The following is an 18,073-nucleotide window of genomic DNA, read 5'->3' on the forward strand; positions in this document are numbered from 1 at the left end:
AACAAAAGAAATAATTAACATCAAAGACTTTACTTTTGCTTGTTGGTTTGTGTGTCAGGTAATTCAGCCGTAATTTTGGCAATTTGTTCTTTAATTTGAGCAATCCGAGGTTCCGCTTGGAATTTGAAATCAGTGATTTCTTGTTGCAGGTCTTTTGAAAATTCAGTTGCCAGTGGAACGTTTTCTTCGACAACTGCCAAGTTTCGTTGTACCTGGTCCCAGTCATTCGTGACTTGATTTTTCAGTGAACGATAATCTTCTAGCTCATTGATTAAATGTTGGCGTGTTTCTTTCCCGCTTCTTGGAGCAGCCAACAAACCGCCAATGGTACCGGCAGCTGCGCCAAAAAAGAGGCCTTTAATAAATTTTTTCATTTAGTTCACCTGCTTTGCAATGGTCTCAGCAATTTCTTGCATCGCTTCGGCGGAATAGTCCTTTTGATGATTGCCAAAATGAATAGAGAAATCATCTTCTTTTGAATAACGGGGAATCAAATGAACGTGGGAATGGAAAACGGATTGATAAGCCACTTCCTTATTGTTATTTAAAATGTTTAATCCTTCCATTTCTGGAAAAGCTTTTTCTAATGCTCGTGCTACTTTAGGAATACGAGCAAAGACGTCGCTTGCTAAAACGTCATTATATTCAAAAATATCAGCAACGTGTTGTTTTGGAATCATTAAGGTATGCCCTTTGGTCACTTGTGTAATGTCTAAAAACGCGTAGACTTTCTCGTCTTCATAGACTTTATAACTTGGGATTTCGCCGTTGATAATTTTACAAAAAATACAATCATTCATGAAAAATTCCTCTTTTCTCTAGGTTCTTTCCTTTACTTTACCACAAGTTGATTTCTCTGTGGATGAAAAAGTACGTGAGTTCGCTAAAAAGTTCGTTTCATTTCGTGTATAATAAGAGAAAGAAAAAAATCCATTTAATTAAGGGAGTAATTTTTGAATTCTTGGTTCGCTTAGGGTTTAATAATGGTAGAGAGAAAAGGTTGGAGGCAAAAGAAATGAGCTTAACAATTGAACATTTAACAGGAGGTTACGGCCATATTCCTGTCTTAAAAGATATTAATTTTGATGTCAAGTCTGGTGAAATGGTTGGTTTAATCGGCTTGAATGGTGCGGGGAAAAGTACCACCATCAAAAATATTATTGGGTTACTTACGCCGCAAAAAGGCAAAATTATGATTGACGGGGAAACATTGCAACAAGCCCCTGAAGAATATCGTAAAAAAATCGGGTATATTCCGGAAACACCTTCTTTATATGAAGAATTAACATTGAAAGAGCATATCGAAGTAACGGCCTTGGCTTATGATATTCCATTAGAAGAAGCGTTCAAACGAGCAGAACCATTACTAAAAACGTTCCGTTTAGACAATAAATTGGAATGGTTTCCTGCTAATTTTTCAAAAGGCATGAAACAAAAAGTCATGGTACTTTGTGCATTCTTAATTGAACCGAGTTTATATATTATTGATGAACCGTTTCTAGGCTTAGATCCTTTAGCAATTCATGCTTTATTAGAATTAATGGATACGATGCGTAAGCAAGGGGCAGCGATTTTAATGTCCACGCATATTTTAGCAACAGCTGAAAAATATTGTGATCGTTTTGTGGTGCTACACGAAGGGAAATTACGGGCAAACGGTACAATGGCTGAATTACGTGCAGAATTTAATTTACCAGAGTCTTCTTTAGATGATATTTATCTTGCCTTGACGAAGGAAGAAAAGGTGGGGTAACATGGGCGAATTTTTTAGTCAACGTTTGTCACGGCATTTCAAAAAAATGTCCAAGTACTTGCGCTATATTTTAAATGATCATTTTGTTTTAGTCTGTATGTTTTTATTAGGCGGATTAGGTCTGTACTATTCCCAGTTGTTAAAAGAATTACCTCGTGATTTTGTTTGGGGCAGACCGTTAATTCTGTTGGGTTGGCTGCTACTCATTCAAGTTGGTAAGTTGGCTACTTTGACAGAAGAGCCCGACAAGGTTTTTTTATTACCAAAAGAAAAACAATTCGCTGCTTATCTGAAACGAGCGCTGCGCTACTCTTTACTTTTACCGATTGTGGTCAGCTTTCTAGGAAGTGGCCTATTGATGCCGTTGATTGTAGTCACAACGGGTTGGTCGTTTCAAACCTTCTTTTTATTTTTGGTTATGCTAGTTTGTATGATTTATACACATCTTAGTTTACAAAGCTATGGGCTCTATCATCTTTCGTCAACCACTTACCGTAGTTGGTGGTTCGTTTGGTTGATCAGTAGTCTCTTGATTATGACGGGAGCCATTTACTGGACGCCTTGGGTTGGTGTGGTTGGTGGCATCATTCTGGCCGTTGGTTTATCGAGTATTTGGCAAAATAAGATGAAACAGAGTTTCTTGGATTGGGAAAAAATGATCCAAAAAGAACAAAACAGAATGCATAGAATTTATAAATTCATTCAGCTGTTTACAGATATTCCTGAAGTGAGTAGTACAGTAAAACGTCGTAAATACTTAGATCCTCTCCTCGGAGTAGTCAAAAAAACATCTGAGAACACGTATGCTTACTTATTCATTCGGAGCTTTTTACGAGGTAGCGAATATAGCGGCTTATTGTTTCGTTTGATTTTGGTTGGTGGCGTGCTACTCTTCTTTTTACAAGAATTCTGGATTGCGTTGGTAGTTGCTTTATTGTTTGTCTATTTAATCGGGTTCCAGTTGATTCCCATGTACACGCAATTTGATTATATGGTGATGACACAGCTATATCCAATTTCAATAGAAAAAAAACAAGCAGCGATTCGCCGGTTAATTAGCGGCGCATTATCTGTTGCGGCCATTATTTTTGGTGGGATTGTCTGCCTTCGTTTAGGCAGCTTGCAAAATAGCTTGCTCATTCTGGGTGCCTTAATTGTAGAAGTTGTGATTTTCACTAAAATGTATGTTCCAATGCGCTTGAATAAGTTATAAAGATGAGAAAACCCAGCAAAATTTACAAAAGAACCACATAGAAGCTTGACGAAGCAAGGTTTGGCGACTAAAATGGTAATTGCTGTAAAAATTGCAATAAAATTGTGTTGAGATAGGAGATAATTTCCATGGAATTTCAGTTGGATAAAGACTGGCGTCTGCAGCCGATAAAGGGCGCAACTGGTCAAACATACATGGGAATAAAAGAAACAGAGAAAGTGTTCATTAAACGAAACACTTCTCCACTTCTTGCAGCATTGTCTAAAGAAGGGTTAGCCCCGAAGATGATTTGGACAAAGCGGACAGCGAATGGCGACGTACTAACAGCCCAAGAATGGCTGGAAGGACGTTTATTACATGCGGACGAAATTGGCAAACGCAATGACGTGATTGACGTGTTATACCAATTGCATCATTCCAATTTGCTGAAAGACATGTTGAAAAAAATTGGTGGCGAAGTTTGTACCCCGCTAACAATGTTGAAAGAGTATAAGCGTCAACTACCTAAAGAATTAAAACGAAACAGTTATTTAAAAGAAGTAATCACTTATTTATATAATCATTTACCAGAATATCCAGAAACTAGTTATGTAGCTGTCCACGGCGATGTGAATCATCGGAATTGGTTAGTCTCGAATAATTATCTCTATTTAGTAGATTGGGATTCTGTGATGGTCGCGGATCCAGCGGTAGATTTAGGAATGATTTTGAGTCATTATGTCCCTCGTTCCGGTTGGAATCAATGGTTACTATCTTATGGTTTAATCCCGAATGAAAGTACGGTTCAACGAATTTATTGGTATGGTTTATTTAGCTTTTTACAAGAGATTGTTCGTCATCACCAAGAGGGCGAAAGAAGAGCAATGACTGCAGAAATTTTACAATTAAAACGAATGTTTAGTAGTTAAACTAATTCATTTAACATCCACACAGGCTGGCGAATTTCACCAGTCTGTTTTTAAAAGAAAGGAATTTTAAATATGCGTGTAAGAAATAGACCCGGAGCAGCAGAATATATGGCAAAATATCCACAATATGTGGTAGAAGGTCCTGAAAAATGGCAAGGGAAATGGCAAGAACGTTTTGGCAATAATCATCCCATCCACATTGAAATTGGTTCAGGTAAAGGTCGTTTTATTTATGAAATGGCTAAAGCACATCCTGAAATTAATTATATTGGTATCGATATGCAATTAAGTATTTTATCGATTGCATTAGATAAGCTAGTGGCCGAGCCGTTACCTAATCTACAGTTATTGCGAGTAGACGGCGAAGCATTAACAGAATATTTTGCTGAAAATGAAGTAGATTTAATCTATTTAAATTTTTCAGATCCTTGGCCAAAGAAAAAACATGAAAAACGTCGTTTAACGTATAAAAACTTTTTAGCGACAGATGAAATTATCTTAAAACCAAATGGAGAAATTCATTTTAAAACGGATAATCAAGGGCTCTTCGAATACTCATTAAGTAGCTTTTCTAAATATGGCATGATTATTGAACGTGTATGGCTAGATTTGCATAATAGCGAGTTTGAAGGCAACATTATGACAGAATACGAAGAAAAATTTTCTAGTCGTGGTCAACGAATTTATCGAGTAGAAGCACGTTTTGTTGCAAAATAAAAACAAGCATTCCTTTATTTTAAGTGAAGGAATGCTTGTTTTTTATTATTTAAGAAAGCCTAAGTTGTCGTTCTTAAAGTATAGGCGTCCAATAAAATTCTTGCCAGAATGGATAATGGTAACCGTGAACGCACTTCATAATCGGGGAAAAAGGAGCCTTCTGATTTGAAGCCTACGAACGGAATTTCAATGTATTTCATTAAACTAGAGTGTTTGCTTGCAGTTAAAAGGATAGTCCCAATTTCTGAGTCGTAACAGTTTTTACCAGCGACAACTAATTCTTGGGTTTCTCCGTTTAAAGAAACAAAAAGAGCCACATCTTTTTTTGATAACTTTTTACTAATATTTTTAATAATTTCTGGGTCCGTATGCAGTTCACAGTATTTGCCAGCCAATTGAAACTTAACCATCATTTCCTGAGCAATTAATTCTGAAAAACCTCTAGCAAAGATAATAATCCGTCGAGAAGCTTTGATTTTTTGGATCGCATCTTCGATATTACCAATTTCAATCATGTTAATCGTGCGAGTTACTTCTTCTTCATTCTTTAAAATGGCCGTCCGAATTCCTCGGTCTACTTTTTCTAATGCTGAAAAATTTATATTTTGGTTTTCTTTATCTTTCAAGTGATGCTTGAAGGATGTGAAACCTTCATAGCCTTTCTTTTTCATGGTTCTTACAATCGTCGCAGTTGATACGTTGGCTCGTTCGCTTAATTTTACAATGGAATAATCAGGGATTTCTAAAATATGTGTTTCGATAAAATGCCAGAGATATTGCTCTGACTCACTCAATTTTTGTTCCATAATGACCAGCCCTTCTTTCTTTCACTAAAAAAACATTTATAAGCCTATTTTTAATGAAAAAAAATAAAAAAGCTAGAGAAATTATGAAATTGTAAATGTTTTCTATATTTTTGCGAAAGAATGAAAACCTTTACATGGTATTTTGAGACATAATAAAGAGGAGAAAGGAGGAACTACAGTGACTATTTATACATGTACATTAAATTTAGCCATTGATTTATTTATCGAAACAGAAGAGCTAGTTCCTTTTGTCGTGAATCGCACGAAGGAAGATGATATTCAAGCAAACGGGAAAGGAGTCAATGTTTCCCTAATTTTAAAGATGTTAGGGATTGATAATACCGCTTTGGGAGTCAAAGCTGGTTTCACTGGGAACTATGTCGAGGATTATTTAAAAGAAAAAGAGATAACCACTGATTTTATCGAAGTCGCTGGCACAACGAGAATTAATGTGTTTACAAAAGTTATCCAAGATCAAAAGGAATACAAATTAGTCAATAAGGGACCCAAATTATCTGAAGAACATGTACAACGTTTTTTGAAAAAAATTTCAGAGTTACGTAAAGGGGATTATTTGTGCGTATCAGGAAGTTTACCACAAGGGGTTTCACCAAGTATTTTGATTGAAATTAGCCGAATTTGTTTTGAAAAGCAGGTGTTCTTAATTTTAGACAGTAGTTATGAAGAAATTTTAGATTGTTTGTCTTATCAACCATTTTTATTGAAACCAAATGAAGAAGAACTTCAAGAATGGTTTCATACAGAAGTGCAGACTAAGGACGATTACATTTTTTACGGACAAGAATTACTGAAGCGGGGAGCCAAAAATATTTTACTTTCTTTAGGTAGTGAAGGGGCTTTATTTATGAACAATGAAAAGGTTCTTTCAGGTAATTCACCAACTGGAATGGTTGTGAATACAGCTTGTTCAGGGGATGCAATGTTAGGTACCTTTTTAGCTGGCTGGCATCAAGGACTTTCATTGGAAAAAAATTTAAAAAGAAGTATTGCAGCAGGTAGTTCAACAGCATTTCGCAAAGGATTGACAGATTTTTCAGATGTTCAGGAGTTAGAGCAACAAATAAAGATTCAAGAGGAGGAATAAACAGATGGCTACGTATCAATTAATAGCTGCTACAGGTTGTCCGACGGGAATAGCGCACACGTATATGGCACAGGAGGCATTGGAACAAGCGGCGAAACGTAAAGGTATTACGATTAAGGTTGAAACACATGGTCAGATTGGTGTAGAAAACGAGTTAACACCTGCAGAAATCCAAGGAGCGGAGGCAGTCATTATTGCCGCCGACAAAGACGTTCAAGCAGAACGTTTTGCTGGGAAACGAATTATTGATGTCCCTGTCAGTGTGGGGATTAAAGAAGCAGATCGCTTAATTGAAGAAGCACTCGCAGGCAAAGGATCGATTACGGCCGAAAACCAAGCAGTGGACGAACTTGAACAGGAGACACAAATTTCTTCAGGAAATGTTGGACATAGTATTTATAAAAACTTAATGAATGGCGTCTCTCACATGTTGCCGTTTGTAGTAGCAGGCGGCGTTTTAATTGCTCTTTCTTTTGCTATTTGGGGCATTTATTCATTTGATCCAGAAAGTAGTCAGTATAATGCTACCGCTGCTATGTTAAAAAGTATTGGTGATGCCTCAATGGGCATGATGGTGCCAATCTTATCTGCGTATATCGCAGAGGGGATTGCCAAACGACCTGGTTTGGTTGTGGGCTTTGTCGGTGGTTTGATTGCTAACACTGGTGGTACTGGCTTTTTAGGAGGGATATTATCTGGTTTCCTTGCTGGGTATTTCATTCTTTTATTACAGAGAGTATTTAAAGGTTTGCCTAAATCATTAGATGGTTTAAAAGCAATTTTCCTTTATCCAGTCATTGGCGTTGCAGTGATTGGTATCACTATGTCTTTATTAGCAGATCCGATGAAAGCTGTTAACGAAGGAATGATGAGCTTTTTAGCTAGTTTCCAAAACTCCAGTCCGTTGGTTTTAGGAATTATTGTGGGTTGTATGTGTGCCTTTGATATGGGAGGTCCAGTTAATAAAGCGGCCTATGTTACTGGGACGGCACTCTTAGCTCAAGGAAATACTTCTTTTATGGCAGGAGTTTCTGCTGCCTGCATAGCGCCACCTTTAATTACAGGCTTTGCTACATTATTCTTTGGAAAATACTTTGACACAAATGAACGCAATGCGGGGTTAGTGAACTTTATTTTAGGCTCCACACATATTACAGAAGGCGCTATTCCGTTTGCGGCAAAAGACCCCTTGAAGGTTTTACCAATTATGATGCTCGGATCTTCAATTGCGGCAGTCCTAACGTATATGTTTGGGGTACAAGTGCCAGCACCTCATGGAGGATTTCTTGTTTTACCGGTTGTTACTCACGCTGTTCAATGGGTTTTGGCAATTTTAGCTGGTTCATTGGTAGGTGGCTTATTGCTAGGTTTTGTACAAAAAAGTAGAATCGCCAAACAAGAGCAATCGTTATCAAAAAAATGAAATAACAGGAATTAGGAGTGGATGGAATGGCTTTTATTAAAGAAAATCATATTTTTTTAAATCAACAGTTACAAACGCAAGAGGATGTTTTTCACTTTTTAGCAAAAAAATCAACAGAATTGGAAGTTGCTCAGGACGCACAGGAAGTTTTCGATAAACTGAACGAGCGAGAACAAGAAGGAACAACGGGGATGATGAATGGATTTGCGATACCTCATGCAAAAGCAGCAACGATTCAACAAGCGGCCATTATCATCGTTACCTTGGACCAAGGTGTTGAGTGGCAGAGCCTTGACAACCAATTAACGGAGTTTGTGATTGCGCTGTTTATTCCAGATGCCGAAGCTGGCACGACACATTTGAAATTACTCTCTTCCGTTGCGCGCCTCCTATTAAGAGAAGAAGTTACTTCTGGACTGAAACAAGCAAGTTCGCCAGCTGAAATTGCTACGTTACTAAATAATCAATTAGGAGAGGGAACAGAATGAAAAAAATTAGTGAACAAAAACGTAAACATTTAGAAAATCTGGTAGATGATCAAGGGATTATTGGAGCACTAGCCATTGATCAACGTGGGGCCTTAAAACGCATGATGGGAAAATACAAAGAGGTGACTGCTCAAGAAATCAGTGACTTTAAAGTATTAGTATCTCGTTGCTTAACACCAGAGACTTCAGCAATTTTGCTGGATCCAGAATATGGCCTAGCTGCTGCTGAAAATCGAGCACAGACTTCAGGTTTGTTACTTGCGTATGAAAAAACGGGCTACGATGCTTCGACACCAGGACGGTTACCCGATAGTCTTGATGTTTGGTCGGTTAAGCGTTTAAAAGAAGCGGGCGCAGACGCGTGTAAATTTTTACTTTACTACGATGTTGACGAAAGTGAAGCAATCAATGAACGAAAGAAAGCTTATATAGAACGGATTGGTTCAGAATGTTTAGCCGAAGAAATTCCATTCTTTTTAGAAATTGTCTCTTATGATGCAAACAATTCGGATAGTGCTTCAAAAGAATACGCTAAAGTAAAACCGCACAAAGTAATTGAAGCGATGAAAGAATTTTCAAAGGATCGCTATAATGTTGATGTTTTAAAAGTAGAAGTCCCTGTGAACATGAATTTTGTAGAAGGTTTTGGCACTGAAAGTCTTTATAGCCAAGATGAAGCGCAGGCCTTTTTCAAAATGCAAAGTGAAGCAACACAACTTCCATTTATTTTCTTGAGTGCAGGGGTTAGTGCTACGATGTTTCAGGAAACATTGAAATTTGCAAAAAAAGCAGGTTCCTCGTTTAATGGAGTCTTATGTGGTCGCGCAACTTGGGCAGACGGCGTGCTTCCATTTGTTCAACAAGGTTCTGAAGCAGCCGTTGCGTGGCTTGAAACAACTGGTAAAACAAATGTTGAAGAATTGAATCAGGTTTTAAGAGAGAGCGCAGTATCAGTCTTTGAAAAAATACAGTAATTAAGCTGAAAATATATACTGAATTTAAACTATTTGGTCATCTGAATTAAATTTTTTCAGAAATCGTCTTCTTTAAGTGAACTCAATGTACGCAAACTCAAAAGATATGATATAATTATTTCGATATCGATGTATGAACACCCAAAAAGTAACATTGCTTTACTTTATTTGGGGAAAGTTGGGGTATTATGGGAATTCCTAAAGAAGGCGAGTTTGTAACCATTCAGAGTTATAAACATGACGGACATTTACATCGAACGTGGCGTGATACGATGGTACTAAAAACGAGCGAGTATTCTTTAATTGGTGTGAACGATCACACGTTAGTAACGGAATCCGACGGACGTCGGTGGGTGACTCGTGAACCAGCCATTGTTTATTTTCACAAGAAATATTGGTTCAATATAATAGCAATGATTAGAGAAAAGGGGGTTTCGTATTACTGCAATCTGGCTTCGCCATATGTTTTAGATGACGAAGCGTTGAAGTATATTGATTATGATTTAGATATCAAGGTTTTTCCAGATGGTGAAAAACGTTTACTAGACGTTGATGAATATGAATTTCATAGCAAACTAATGGATTATCCAGAAGATATTGACTTCATTTTAAAAGAAAATGTCAAGACTTTAGTGGATTGGATTAATAACGAAAAAGGCCCCTTCTCGCCCGAATATGTAGATATCTGGTATCAACGTTATCAACAGCTATCAAAAAAATAGCCGATGTAAACAGCCCACAAAAGGAGCTTGGAGCATTAGCCAAAATGGCTAATGCTCCAAGCTCTAAATTTTCCGATTTAATTGGTGTTATAGTTCTTTATTCATTTCGTAGTGTTCAATGCCAGCATCCATAAAAGGTGCTCCTGTTTTTTGATAACCTAAACGTTCATAGAAGCCTACAGCGGTGACTTGTGCTCCTAGAGTAATCTTGTGGTAGCCTTGTTCTTTGGCAAAATTTTCCGCCGCTTCCATAATCACTCGTCCATAGTCGGCGCCACGGTAAGCTTTTTCAACGGCCATTCGTTGTAATTTCATAACGCCATTTTCTAGCGGAAGCAAGCGACAAGTTGCGACAGCTACATGGTTCGTGTACAAAACAAAGTGAATACAATGTGCTTCATATTCATCGATTTCCATCTCTTCTGGTACCCCTTGTTCCGCTACAAATACGCGTTGACGAAGCCGGACAGCATCTAAATAAAGATCACTCATGGTATCTTTTGTTTGAGCTACATGCATAGAAAAACCCCCAAGTTCAGAATCTGTTTCTATTTTATTATACCACGAAAAAGTTCTAGCAATGAAGTATTCTCAATGACTGAGGGGGGAAGGTGTGATAAAATAAAACAGCAACAATTGAATAAAAATAAAGGAGGAGCCGCTGTGATTAATCGATTTAAAGAATCGAAATTATTTTTCTGGTCAGTTGAATTACTTGTCGTGGCCATGCTATTATTTATTGCTTCGAAAATTAATTTCTTATTTGCACCGATTGGGACATTCTTTTCAACGTTGTTTGCCCCAGTCTTAGTAGCAGGCTTTTTGTATTATTTACTAAATCCTGTGGTCAATCTACTAATGAAGACGAAAATGAAACGAATTTATGCCGTCTTACTGGTATTTTTATTACTAATCATCGCATTAGTTCTGATCTTATTAACAATTATCCCTAAGTTAGCAGATCAGCTAGCTAGTTTAGCATCAAGTATGCCGGATTTCTTTAAACAAGTGGAGACCTGGATTTATGAGATTGCGGAGTTACCTATTTTTAAACAAATTGATTTAACAAGCTATATTGAAAAAATGGATATTTCTTATGCAAATATTATCCAACAATTTTTAAGTAGTTTATCAAGTAGCTTAGGTTCAATCGTATCAACGGTGGCGTCAACCACCATTGTTTTGGTCACTGCGCCATTTATTTTATTTTATATGTTAAAAGATGGAGACAAGCTAGTACCAGCGATTCAACGTTTTTTACCTGAAAAAAGAAAAGATGATATCGTGGATCTTTTAGGACAATTGAACCAAACCTTATCCAGTTATATTAGTGGACAAGCGATTGAATGTTTATTTGTCGGTACATTTACGATTATTGGGTATTCATTGCTTGGTGTTCGTTATGCCTTTTTATTTGGTGTCATTGCCGGCTTTACGAATTTGATTCCCTATCTAGGACCTTATCTAGGATTAGCGCCTGCTGTCTTAGTGACCATCTTTAATGAACCCGTCAAAGCAGCCTTATGTTGTTTAGTGGTGCTAGTGGTTCAACAATTGGACGGAAATATTATTTATCCAAACGTTATCGGAAAATCTCTAAAAATCCATCCATTAACGATTATTTTAATTTTATTGGTAGCAGGAAATTTAGCAGGTTTGCTAGGTATTTTCCTCGGTGTCCCATTTTACGCAATCTGCCGGACCATTATCTACTATGTTATTGATATGGTCAAAGCGGGTCGTAGTGAAAAAGTTACCAATGCCGTTCTTTTAGGGAATGAAACAAATACGAAAGAAAATAACGGTTAATGATTGAATCCGCTAATCTTTCGTGCTATGATTTTATGGATTAGGATAGAAAATAACCTGTCATAATACTGATTGTGTCTGTTTCTAAGCCTAACCATAAAAAGAGGAAGAACGTTAAAAGAGTACGAAAGTACAGCCTCGGAATTATCAACAATTAAGGAGAGAGAGAACATTATGAATAATGCTGACCCTGAGAGTCAGTCGCTAATTGCGCAACTTCTATTATTAGTCGTGTTGACGTTTATCAATGCCTTTTTGGCAGCGGCGGAAATTGCAGTCGTATCTGTTAACAAGAATCGTGTGGAACAAAAAGCGGAAGACGGCGACGCAAAAGCTCAAAAATTGCTTAAGGTATTGCAAGACCCCAATAACTTTTTATCCACAATCCAAGTAGGGATTACTTTGGTTAATATCCTATCTGGTGCTTCATTAGCAGAGACTTTATCTAGTCGTTTGGCCCCTGTATTAGGTGGCGGCGCCGCAGCTAAGAGTCTTGCCGGTATCATTATCTTAGCATTGTTAACGTACGTTTCTATTGTATTTGGTGAATTATACCCTAAACGAATTGCTATGAATAAATCAGAAGAAGTCGCTCAATTGACTTCTGGTGCAGTCCGCTTTTTAGGAGTTATCGCGCGTCCCTTCGTTTGGTTGCTATCGGCTTCGACCGATTTATTATCCAAAATCACACCAATGACTTTCGATGATGCCGATTCGAAGATGACACGAGATGAAATGCGCTACATGCTTGAAACAGAAGGTGTTTTGGAAAACGAAGAACTAGAAATGCTACAAGGTGTCTTTTCATTAGATACAAAAGTGGCACGAGAAGTAATGGTTCCTCGGACAGACGCATTCATGGTTGACATCCAAGATGATGTCCAAGAAAACATCAATTTAATTTTAGGAGAAAATTATTCTCGGATTCCTGTTTATAGTGAAGACAAAGATAAAATTGTTGGTATTTTACATACCAAAACGTTACTAAAAGCTGCACGTAATTTAGGCTTTGAAAACATTGAATTAGGCGCGATCATCCAAGAACCATTATTTGTCCCAGAAACCATTTTTATTGATGATTTACTTTATGAGTTAAAACGAACACAAAACCAAATGGCGATTTTACTAGATGAATATGGCGGTGTTGTCGGTTTAGCAACACTAGAAGATTTACTAGAAGAAATCGTTGGTGAAATTGACGATGAAACAGATGAAGTAGAAAATTTATATACACAAGTGGCTGACAATGAATATTTGGTTCAAGGACGCATGTTAATTGACGAATTTAATGAAGTATTTGAAACAGATTTACACATGAGCGATGTTGATACAATGGCAGGTTACTTAATTACAGCATTAGGAACCATTCCTGATGAAGGGGAAAAACCTTCTTTTGAAGTGGGCAATATTAAGTTAACTGCTGAAGAAATGGAAGGCACACGTTTGCTAGTCTTACGCGTTCATTTCTACGATGAAGAAACTGTCGATGAAGAACCAGAAGAAAATCGTCGTTTTTTCCGTAAAGAAATGGAAGATGACGAACCAAGACGTTAAAAATAACCTGTGACATCAGTCGTTTTGACTAATGTCGCAGGTTTTCCTTTTAAAAAACAGCCAACAGCAGCTCTTTATTCTCAAGGCTTGACATGATATACTAGCAAAGGTTAATCAAAAATTATGCTGAAGAAAATAAATAAATAAACATCACAAGTGATAAGGAGATTTTTATGACGATCAATCAAAAAGAAGCAGTCGATAGTCGCCGTACGTTTGCGATTATTTCCCATCCGGATGCTGGGAAAACAACGATTACTGAACAATTATTATTATTTGGGGGCGCCATCCGCCAAGCTGGAACCGTCAAAGGGAAAAAAACAGGGAACTTTGCCAAATCTGACTGGATGGAAATTGAAAAACAACGGGGAATTTCGGTAACGAGTTCTGTGATGCAATTTGACTATCAAGACAAACGGATTAATATCTTGGACACCCCAGGGCATGAGGATTTCTCAGAGGATACGTATCGGACCTTAATGGCCGTGGATAGTGCTGTGATGGTTATTGACAGTGCCAAAGGGATTGAAGCACAAACGAAAAAACTTTTCCAAGTTGTTAAAAAACGTGGTATTCCAATTTTTACCTTTATTAACAAATTGGATCGTGACGGACGGGAACCATTGGAACTTTTAGAAGAATTGGAAGAACTATTGGATATTGAATCTTATCCAATGAACTGGCCAATTGGTATGGGAAAAGGCCTAGAAGGTCTATACGATATTTATAATGAACGTGTGGAATTATATCGTCCAGAAAATAATGGCGGGGAGCGTTTTATTCCTTTAAAAGATGGCGATATCCCAAGCGATTTACCATTGCACAATAACAGCGTTTATCAACAAGTGTTGGAAGATGTTGAGTTATTGGTAGAAGCAGGTGATGAATTTAGCGAGGAAAAAATCGCTCGTGGTGATCAAACGCCAGTCTTCTTCGGTTCTGCTTTGACAAACTTTGGGGTTCAAACATTTTTAGAAACCTTCTTACAATTTGCGCCTGCGCCACATGCGCATAAAACAGAAGAGGGTGGCGAAGTAAGTCCTTATGAAAAAGAATTTTCAGGCTTTGTCTTTAAAATTCAAGCGAATATGAACCCAGCCCATCGTGATCGAATTGCCTTTGTTCGAATTTGTTCAGGTGTTTTTGAAAGAGGCATGGACGTGACTTTAGGTAGAACAGGCAAAAAAGTCAAATTAAGTAACGTGACACAATTTATGGCGGATGCCCGCGAAAACGTCACAGAAGCTGTTGCAGGCGATATTATCGGTGTGTATGACACAGGAAATTACCAAATTGGCGATACTTTGTATGAAGGGAAAATGAATGTTCAATATGAAGAGTTGCCGTCATTTACCCCTGAATTATTCATGAAAGTGACTGCCAAAAACGTAATGAAACAAAAATCTTTCCATAAAGGAATTTACCAACTGGTTCAAGAAGGAGCCATTCAATTATACAAAACATATTTAACGGAAGAATATATCATTGGCGCCGTAGGTCAATTGCAGTTTGAAGTTTTCCAATACCGAATGTCCAATGAATACAATGCTGAAGTAGTAATGACGCCAATGGGTTCTAAAATTGCCCGCTGGATTAATCCAGAAGATTTAGATGAACGCATGAGCTCTAGCCGAAACATTTTGGCACGGGACCGTTTCGACCAACCATTGTTCTTATTTGAAAACCAATTTGCGGAACGCTGGTTTGCGGATAAATATCCAGATGTTGAACTGAAAAGTTTGATGTAAAATTAATTTGTAATCAATCAGTAGCTGAATCTTTAGAAGATTGAAGCTCGGCGCAATCATTCTCAAGATGATTGCGCTGAGCTTTTTCTTCTTATAAGGCATTAAAGCAGGCGTGATTATTTTTTTGAGATAGAATACTTATTATAACGAACCTATCAAGGAGTGGACAAGAACATGAATTTTTATGGCATCGAGTATTTAAAAAGCCAATCTAATTTAAATGATTACTTAAAGTATTTTTTTATTTTTGCTTTGTTAATCGGGCTAGTCATTGTGTTTAGTTTTTATGTGCGACATCAAATTCAAACGAAATATCGTGAATTAAGTATTATTATTTTTTTATCTTTATTGTTTGTTTTAGGGGTTCAATATTCCAATTATCAACTGAACCAAAATCAGCATTCACAATCTTCACAAATGGTACATTTTGTCGAACAAGTGGCACAGGAAAAAAAGGTTTCTCCAGAAAAAGTTTATGTCAATGGTACACAATTGGCTGACGGAACCATTGTTAAAATTGACGAAGTCTTTTACAAAATGAGCTTAAGTACGGATCAGCAGTCTTATACGTTACAAGAAACCTATTTATTAACACCAACGATTGAAATCATAAAGTAAAGTGAGGGAAAATTAATGCAGTTTTATAGTCCAATTATTATTAAATTTGCTTTAGGTATTATTTGTTTAATTGTCCAAATTAATTTGATGGGAAAAGGCAATTTGGCGCCCACATCGGCCATGGACCAAGTGCAAAACTATGTATTGGGGGGCATTATTGGTGGTGTTATTTATAATGATTCAATTACGGTGCTCCAATTTGTATTAGTGTTAATTTTGTGGACATTATTAGTCTTAATTTTAAAATTTGCAAAAGAACACAATCGCTATGTGAAGCAAATTGTGGATGGTAAACCCATTACTTTAATCAAGGATGGACAGGTTGTGGTGAAGGAATGTTTGAAAAATGGTATTTCTGCAAATGATCTAATGTTTAAATTACGAGCAAATGGTATTTATGAAGTCCAGCTTGTTAAACGGGCGGTTTTAGAACAAAATGGTCAATTAACAATCGTCGAATATGGCGATGAAAGTATTCGTTACCCGATTATTGTGGACGGTCAAGCCAATATGGATGTCCTAGAGTTAATCAAAAAGGATGAGCACTGGCTATTAACGCAAATCCAAGAACAAGGCTTCCAAAGATTACAGGAAATTTATCTAGGTGAGTATTTATCTGGGCAGTTAAGTTTATCGCCATATGAAGAAAAAACGATTGCTTAGCTATACTTTTTATCCTACTTATATTAGAATTGAATGGTAATTCAATGAGTTTTAAAAGGAGGAAAAATGAAAACTAAAAAGATAGTTGTCGGGTTATTTTGTTCAATGATTGTTTTAATGGGGTGCCAACCAGATCAACGAACTGAAAAAATGAAAGAAAGTACTGAAGCAGAAGCAGGCCAAGTAACGAGTGGTGTCTCGGAAGCCACTAATGCCACTTCTGTAAAGCAGGAGGAGCAGGCAAACACGAATAATCAACCAAAAGAGAGTGCTGCCAAAGTGAGTTATGAGCGTAATGGACATACCTTTGAAGTTGATGCTGTTTCTGGCGCTACAGTAGAATCTAATAATGGACAATCAGGAATTAGTCCAGAAGAAAAAGCCCAGAAGATGTATTGGTCAGGTCGTCCAGAAATCGGGGAAGTTCAAGGGGATTATTATCATCATGAAGTCGTGTTTGATGGCGGCTATACGGCTTTAATTGATGTCGTTGTTAAGGATCAACAAATTCAGTTAGTGGAATTTGAAGAACGTGGACCTAAAAACTATTATTCTGAAGAATGGGCAGGAGTGACAAAACGTTTATCCGGCTATGCAAATTTTCAAGCGAACAACGCCCGAACCGATCAATCGTTAGTGACCGTTGTTAATACGATGACTTTTTTAGAAAATCAAATGGTTGCTGAAAATCGTCTAGATGGCGCATTCCAGACAGCCAAAGGTCAATCCAATAGCGCTAATAATGGTTATCTTCCTGCTGCTAGGGCTTTAGCCAAGGAAATCAAAGAACCTTCAAAAGAACATTATACAAGTCTAACAGAAGATTTTGGGGAGGGGCTTTCTGGACGTTTAACTGTTATTACGTTAAAAGATTCAGGGAAAATAACCGATCTTCGTTATGATGAATATTTTGCAGATACAGAAGAAGAGATTAAAGACGCAAAACTGAAGGCTTATTCTCGTCAATCAAAATATTTTTCTAAAGATTATGCTCAAAAATCGGGAGAAAATTTCAAAAAAGAAGTGGATGACTTAAGAAAAAAAGCAATCGAGGAAAACAAATTAGTCAGTCCGACAAATGAGGAAGCCTGGTCGGAAAATTATCAAAGGCTTGTAAAAAAAATAACGTCACAATAAATTAAAAAACTGCCGAAGTGGGGAAACTTCGGCAGTTTTTTTAGTTTTCCATGAGGGAAACTTTTAATGGAACAGACACTTCGGTCACATGGTTTAACTCAATGATAGAAATTTCATCTGGGTCATAAGCCTCTTTAGGTAATCGTTTTAACAGTTTTGCTAAAATTTCTTTTACTTCTGTCGGACGAATGCGACGATTTTTATTCATAATCAGAACTTCCACATGGTGAGCTGCTTCTGAATAGACAGCGGTCGTGTTTCCTGCTGAGTAGACTTTTACAAAGTAAGCATCCGTGTTTTCCAATTGTTTATTTACTAATTGTTTGTAGCTATTGGTCACATTCACTAATTTCATTTTATCACCTCATTATAGTTGTGTGCTGCAAAAGAGCGTTTCCAATTATGTACAGGAGTTCCAGATTGAATTTTTTCTAT

Annotated in this window: 20 protein-coding genes; 15 read left to right on the forward strand and 5 right to left on the reverse strand. The window is 37.2% G+C overall.

Annotated features, from left to right (window positions below; genetic code table 11):
- Nucleotides 1–29: 29 nt before the first annotated feature.
- Both IGL07_RS02450 and IGL07_RS02455 read right to left on the reverse strand, forming a co-directional pair.
- The gene (locus IGL07_RS02450; RefSeq protein WP_002355526.1) at nucleotides 30–374 is read right to left on the reverse strand and encodes a YtxH domain-containing protein; all 345 of its coding nucleotides are present in this window, start codon (nucleotides 372–374) and stop codon (nucleotides 30–32) included.
- The gene (locus IGL07_RS02455) at nucleotides 375–800 is read right to left on the reverse strand and encodes an HIT family protein (RefSeq protein WP_010712005.1); all 426 of its coding nucleotides are present in this window, start codon (nucleotides 798–800) and stop codon (nucleotides 375–377) included.
- Nucleotides 801–1,015: 215 nt separating this feature from the next.
- On the opposite strand from IGL07_RS02455, the gene IGL07_RS02460 reads away from it, so the two are divergent.
- The 4 genes from IGL07_RS02460 (at nucleotide 1,016) to trmB (ending at nucleotide 4,591) form a co-directional block, all read left to right on the forward strand.
- Nucleotides 1,016–1,753, forward strand: coding sequence for an ABC transporter ATP-binding protein (locus IGL07_RS02460; RefSeq protein WP_002363160.1), 738 nt, complete (start codon nucleotides 1,016–1,018; stop codon nucleotides 1,751–1,753).
- 1 nt (nucleotide 1,754) lies between these two features.
- Nucleotides 1,755–2,966, forward strand: coding sequence for an ABC transporter permease (locus IGL07_RS02465; protein WP_010817041.1), 1,212 nt, complete (start codon nucleotides 1,755–1,757; stop codon nucleotides 2,964–2,966).
- A gap of 128 nt (nucleotides 2,967–3,094) precedes the next feature.
- Nucleotides 3,095–3,874: a phosphotransferase family protein gene (locus IGL07_RS02470; protein WP_002355531.1), complete on the forward strand. Its 780-nt coding sequence runs from the start codon at nucleotides 3,095–3,097 to the stop codon at nucleotides 3,872–3,874.
- Nucleotides 3,875–3,946: 72 nt separating this feature from the next.
- Nucleotides 3,947–4,591, forward strand: a complete 645-nt coding sequence (gene trmB / locus IGL07_RS02475; protein WP_002355532.1) for a tRNA (guanosine(46)-N7)-methyltransferase TrmB — start codon at nucleotides 3,947–3,949, stop codon at nucleotides 4,589–4,591.
- A 59-nt stretch (nucleotides 4,592–4,650) separates the two neighbouring features.
- Here the strand turns inward: trmB and IGL07_RS02480 are convergent, their stop codons facing one another.
- Nucleotides 4,651–5,397, reverse strand: coding sequence for a MurR/RpiR family transcriptional regulator (locus IGL07_RS02480; RefSeq protein ID WP_195526182.1), 747 nt, complete (start codon nucleotides 5,395–5,397; stop codon nucleotides 4,651–4,653).
- Between the two features lie 178 nt (nucleotides 5,398–5,575).
- Here IGL07_RS02480 and pfkB point away from each other — a divergent pair, with 178 nt between their 5' ends.
- The 5 genes from pfkB to bph all read left to right on the forward strand — a co-directional run bounded on the left by pfkB (nucleotide 5,576) and on the right by bph (nucleotide 10,109).
- A complete protein-coding gene (gene pfkB, locus IGL07_RS02485) occupies nucleotides 5,576–6,502 on the forward strand; it encodes a 1-phosphofructokinase (protein WP_002361246.1) in 927 nt (308 codons plus the stop codon).
- 4 nt (nucleotides 6,503–6,506) lie between these two features.
- Complete coding sequence (locus tag IGL07_RS02490; RefSeq protein ID WP_010817042.1) at nucleotides 6,507–7,925, forward strand: PTS fructose transporter subunit IIC; 1,419 nt, start codon at nucleotides 6,507–6,509, stop codon at nucleotides 7,923–7,925.
- Nucleotides 7,926–7,951: 26 nt separating this feature from the next.
- Nucleotides 7,952–8,413, forward strand: coding sequence for a fructose PTS transporter subunit IIA (locus tag IGL07_RS02495; RefSeq protein ID WP_002358680.1), 462 nt, complete (start codon nucleotides 7,952–7,954; stop codon nucleotides 8,411–8,413).
- Entirely contained in the window at nucleotides 8,410–9,387 is a 978-nt protein-coding gene (lacD, locus tag IGL07_RS02500; protein WP_010774505.1) for a tagatose-bisphosphate aldolase, read from the forward strand. Before IGL07_RS02495 ends, lacD begins: the two co-directional genes overlap by 4 nt.
- Before the next feature lie 188 nt (nucleotides 9,388–9,575).
- Entirely contained in the window at nucleotides 9,576–10,109 is a 534-nt protein-coding gene (gene bph, locus IGL07_RS02505) for a biofilm phosphatase Bph (protein ID WP_002355538.1), read from the forward strand.
- 87 nt (nucleotides 10,110–10,196) lie between these two features.
- On the opposite strand, the gene IGL07_RS02510 is transcribed toward bph, so the two are convergent.
- Nucleotides 10,197–10,628, reverse strand: coding sequence for a GNAT family N-acetyltransferase (locus IGL07_RS02510; RefSeq protein WP_002355539.1), 432 nt, complete (start codon nucleotides 10,626–10,628; stop codon nucleotides 10,197–10,199).
- A gap of 75 nt (nucleotides 10,629–10,703) precedes the next feature.
- Between IGL07_RS02510 and IGL07_RS02515 the strand changes: the two genes are divergently transcribed.
- From IGL07_RS02515 to IGL07_RS02540, 6 genes are all read left to right on the forward strand, one after another.
- On the forward strand, nucleotides 10,704–11,918 hold the full coding sequence (locus tag IGL07_RS02515) for an AI-2E family transporter (protein WP_002384914.1): 1,215 nt from the start codon (nucleotides 10,704–10,706) through the stop codon (nucleotides 11,916–11,918).
- 174 nt (nucleotides 11,919–12,092) lie between these two features.
- Nucleotides 12,093–13,472 (forward strand): hemolysin family protein, encoded by a 1,380-nt coding sequence (locus IGL07_RS02520; protein ID WP_438747239.1) that lies wholly within the window; start codon nucleotides 12,093–12,095, stop codon nucleotides 13,470–13,472.
- Between the two features lie 173 nt (nucleotides 13,473–13,645).
- A complete protein-coding gene (locus IGL07_RS02525) occupies nucleotides 13,646–15,220 on the forward strand; it encodes a peptide chain release factor 3 (protein WP_002355543.1) in 1,575 nt (524 codons plus the stop codon).
- A 174-nt stretch (nucleotides 15,221–15,394) separates the two neighbouring features.
- The gene (locus IGL07_RS02530) at nucleotides 15,395–15,838 is read left to right on the forward strand and encodes a DUF3290 domain-containing protein (protein WP_002355544.1); all 444 of its coding nucleotides are present in this window, start codon (nucleotides 15,395–15,397) and stop codon (nucleotides 15,836–15,838) included.
- Between the two features lie 15 nt (nucleotides 15,839–15,853).
- Complete coding sequence (locus tag IGL07_RS02535) at nucleotides 15,854–16,501, forward strand: DUF421 domain-containing protein (protein ID WP_002368017.1); 648 nt, start codon at nucleotides 15,854–15,856, stop codon at nucleotides 16,499–16,501.
- Between the two features lie 66 nt (nucleotides 16,502–16,567).
- Nucleotides 16,568–17,638, forward strand: coding sequence for a hypothetical protein (locus IGL07_RS02540; protein WP_010817043.1), 1,071 nt, complete (start codon nucleotides 16,568–16,570; stop codon nucleotides 17,636–17,638).
- Nucleotides 17,639–17,678: 40 nt separating this feature from the next.
- On the opposite strand, the gene IGL07_RS02545 is transcribed toward IGL07_RS02540, so the two are convergent.
- A complete protein-coding gene (locus IGL07_RS02545; RefSeq protein WP_002355547.1) occupies nucleotides 17,679–17,993 on the reverse strand; it encodes a DUF1827 family protein in 315 nt (104 codons plus the stop codon).
- Nucleotides 17,994–18,073: the final 80 nt, after the last annotated feature.

This window comes from Enterococcus sp. DIV1368f (assembly GCF_051712245.1).
In the GTDB taxonomy this organism is placed as follows: Bacteria; Bacillota; Bacilli; order Lactobacillales; family Enterococcaceae; genus Enterococcus; species Enterococcus faecalis.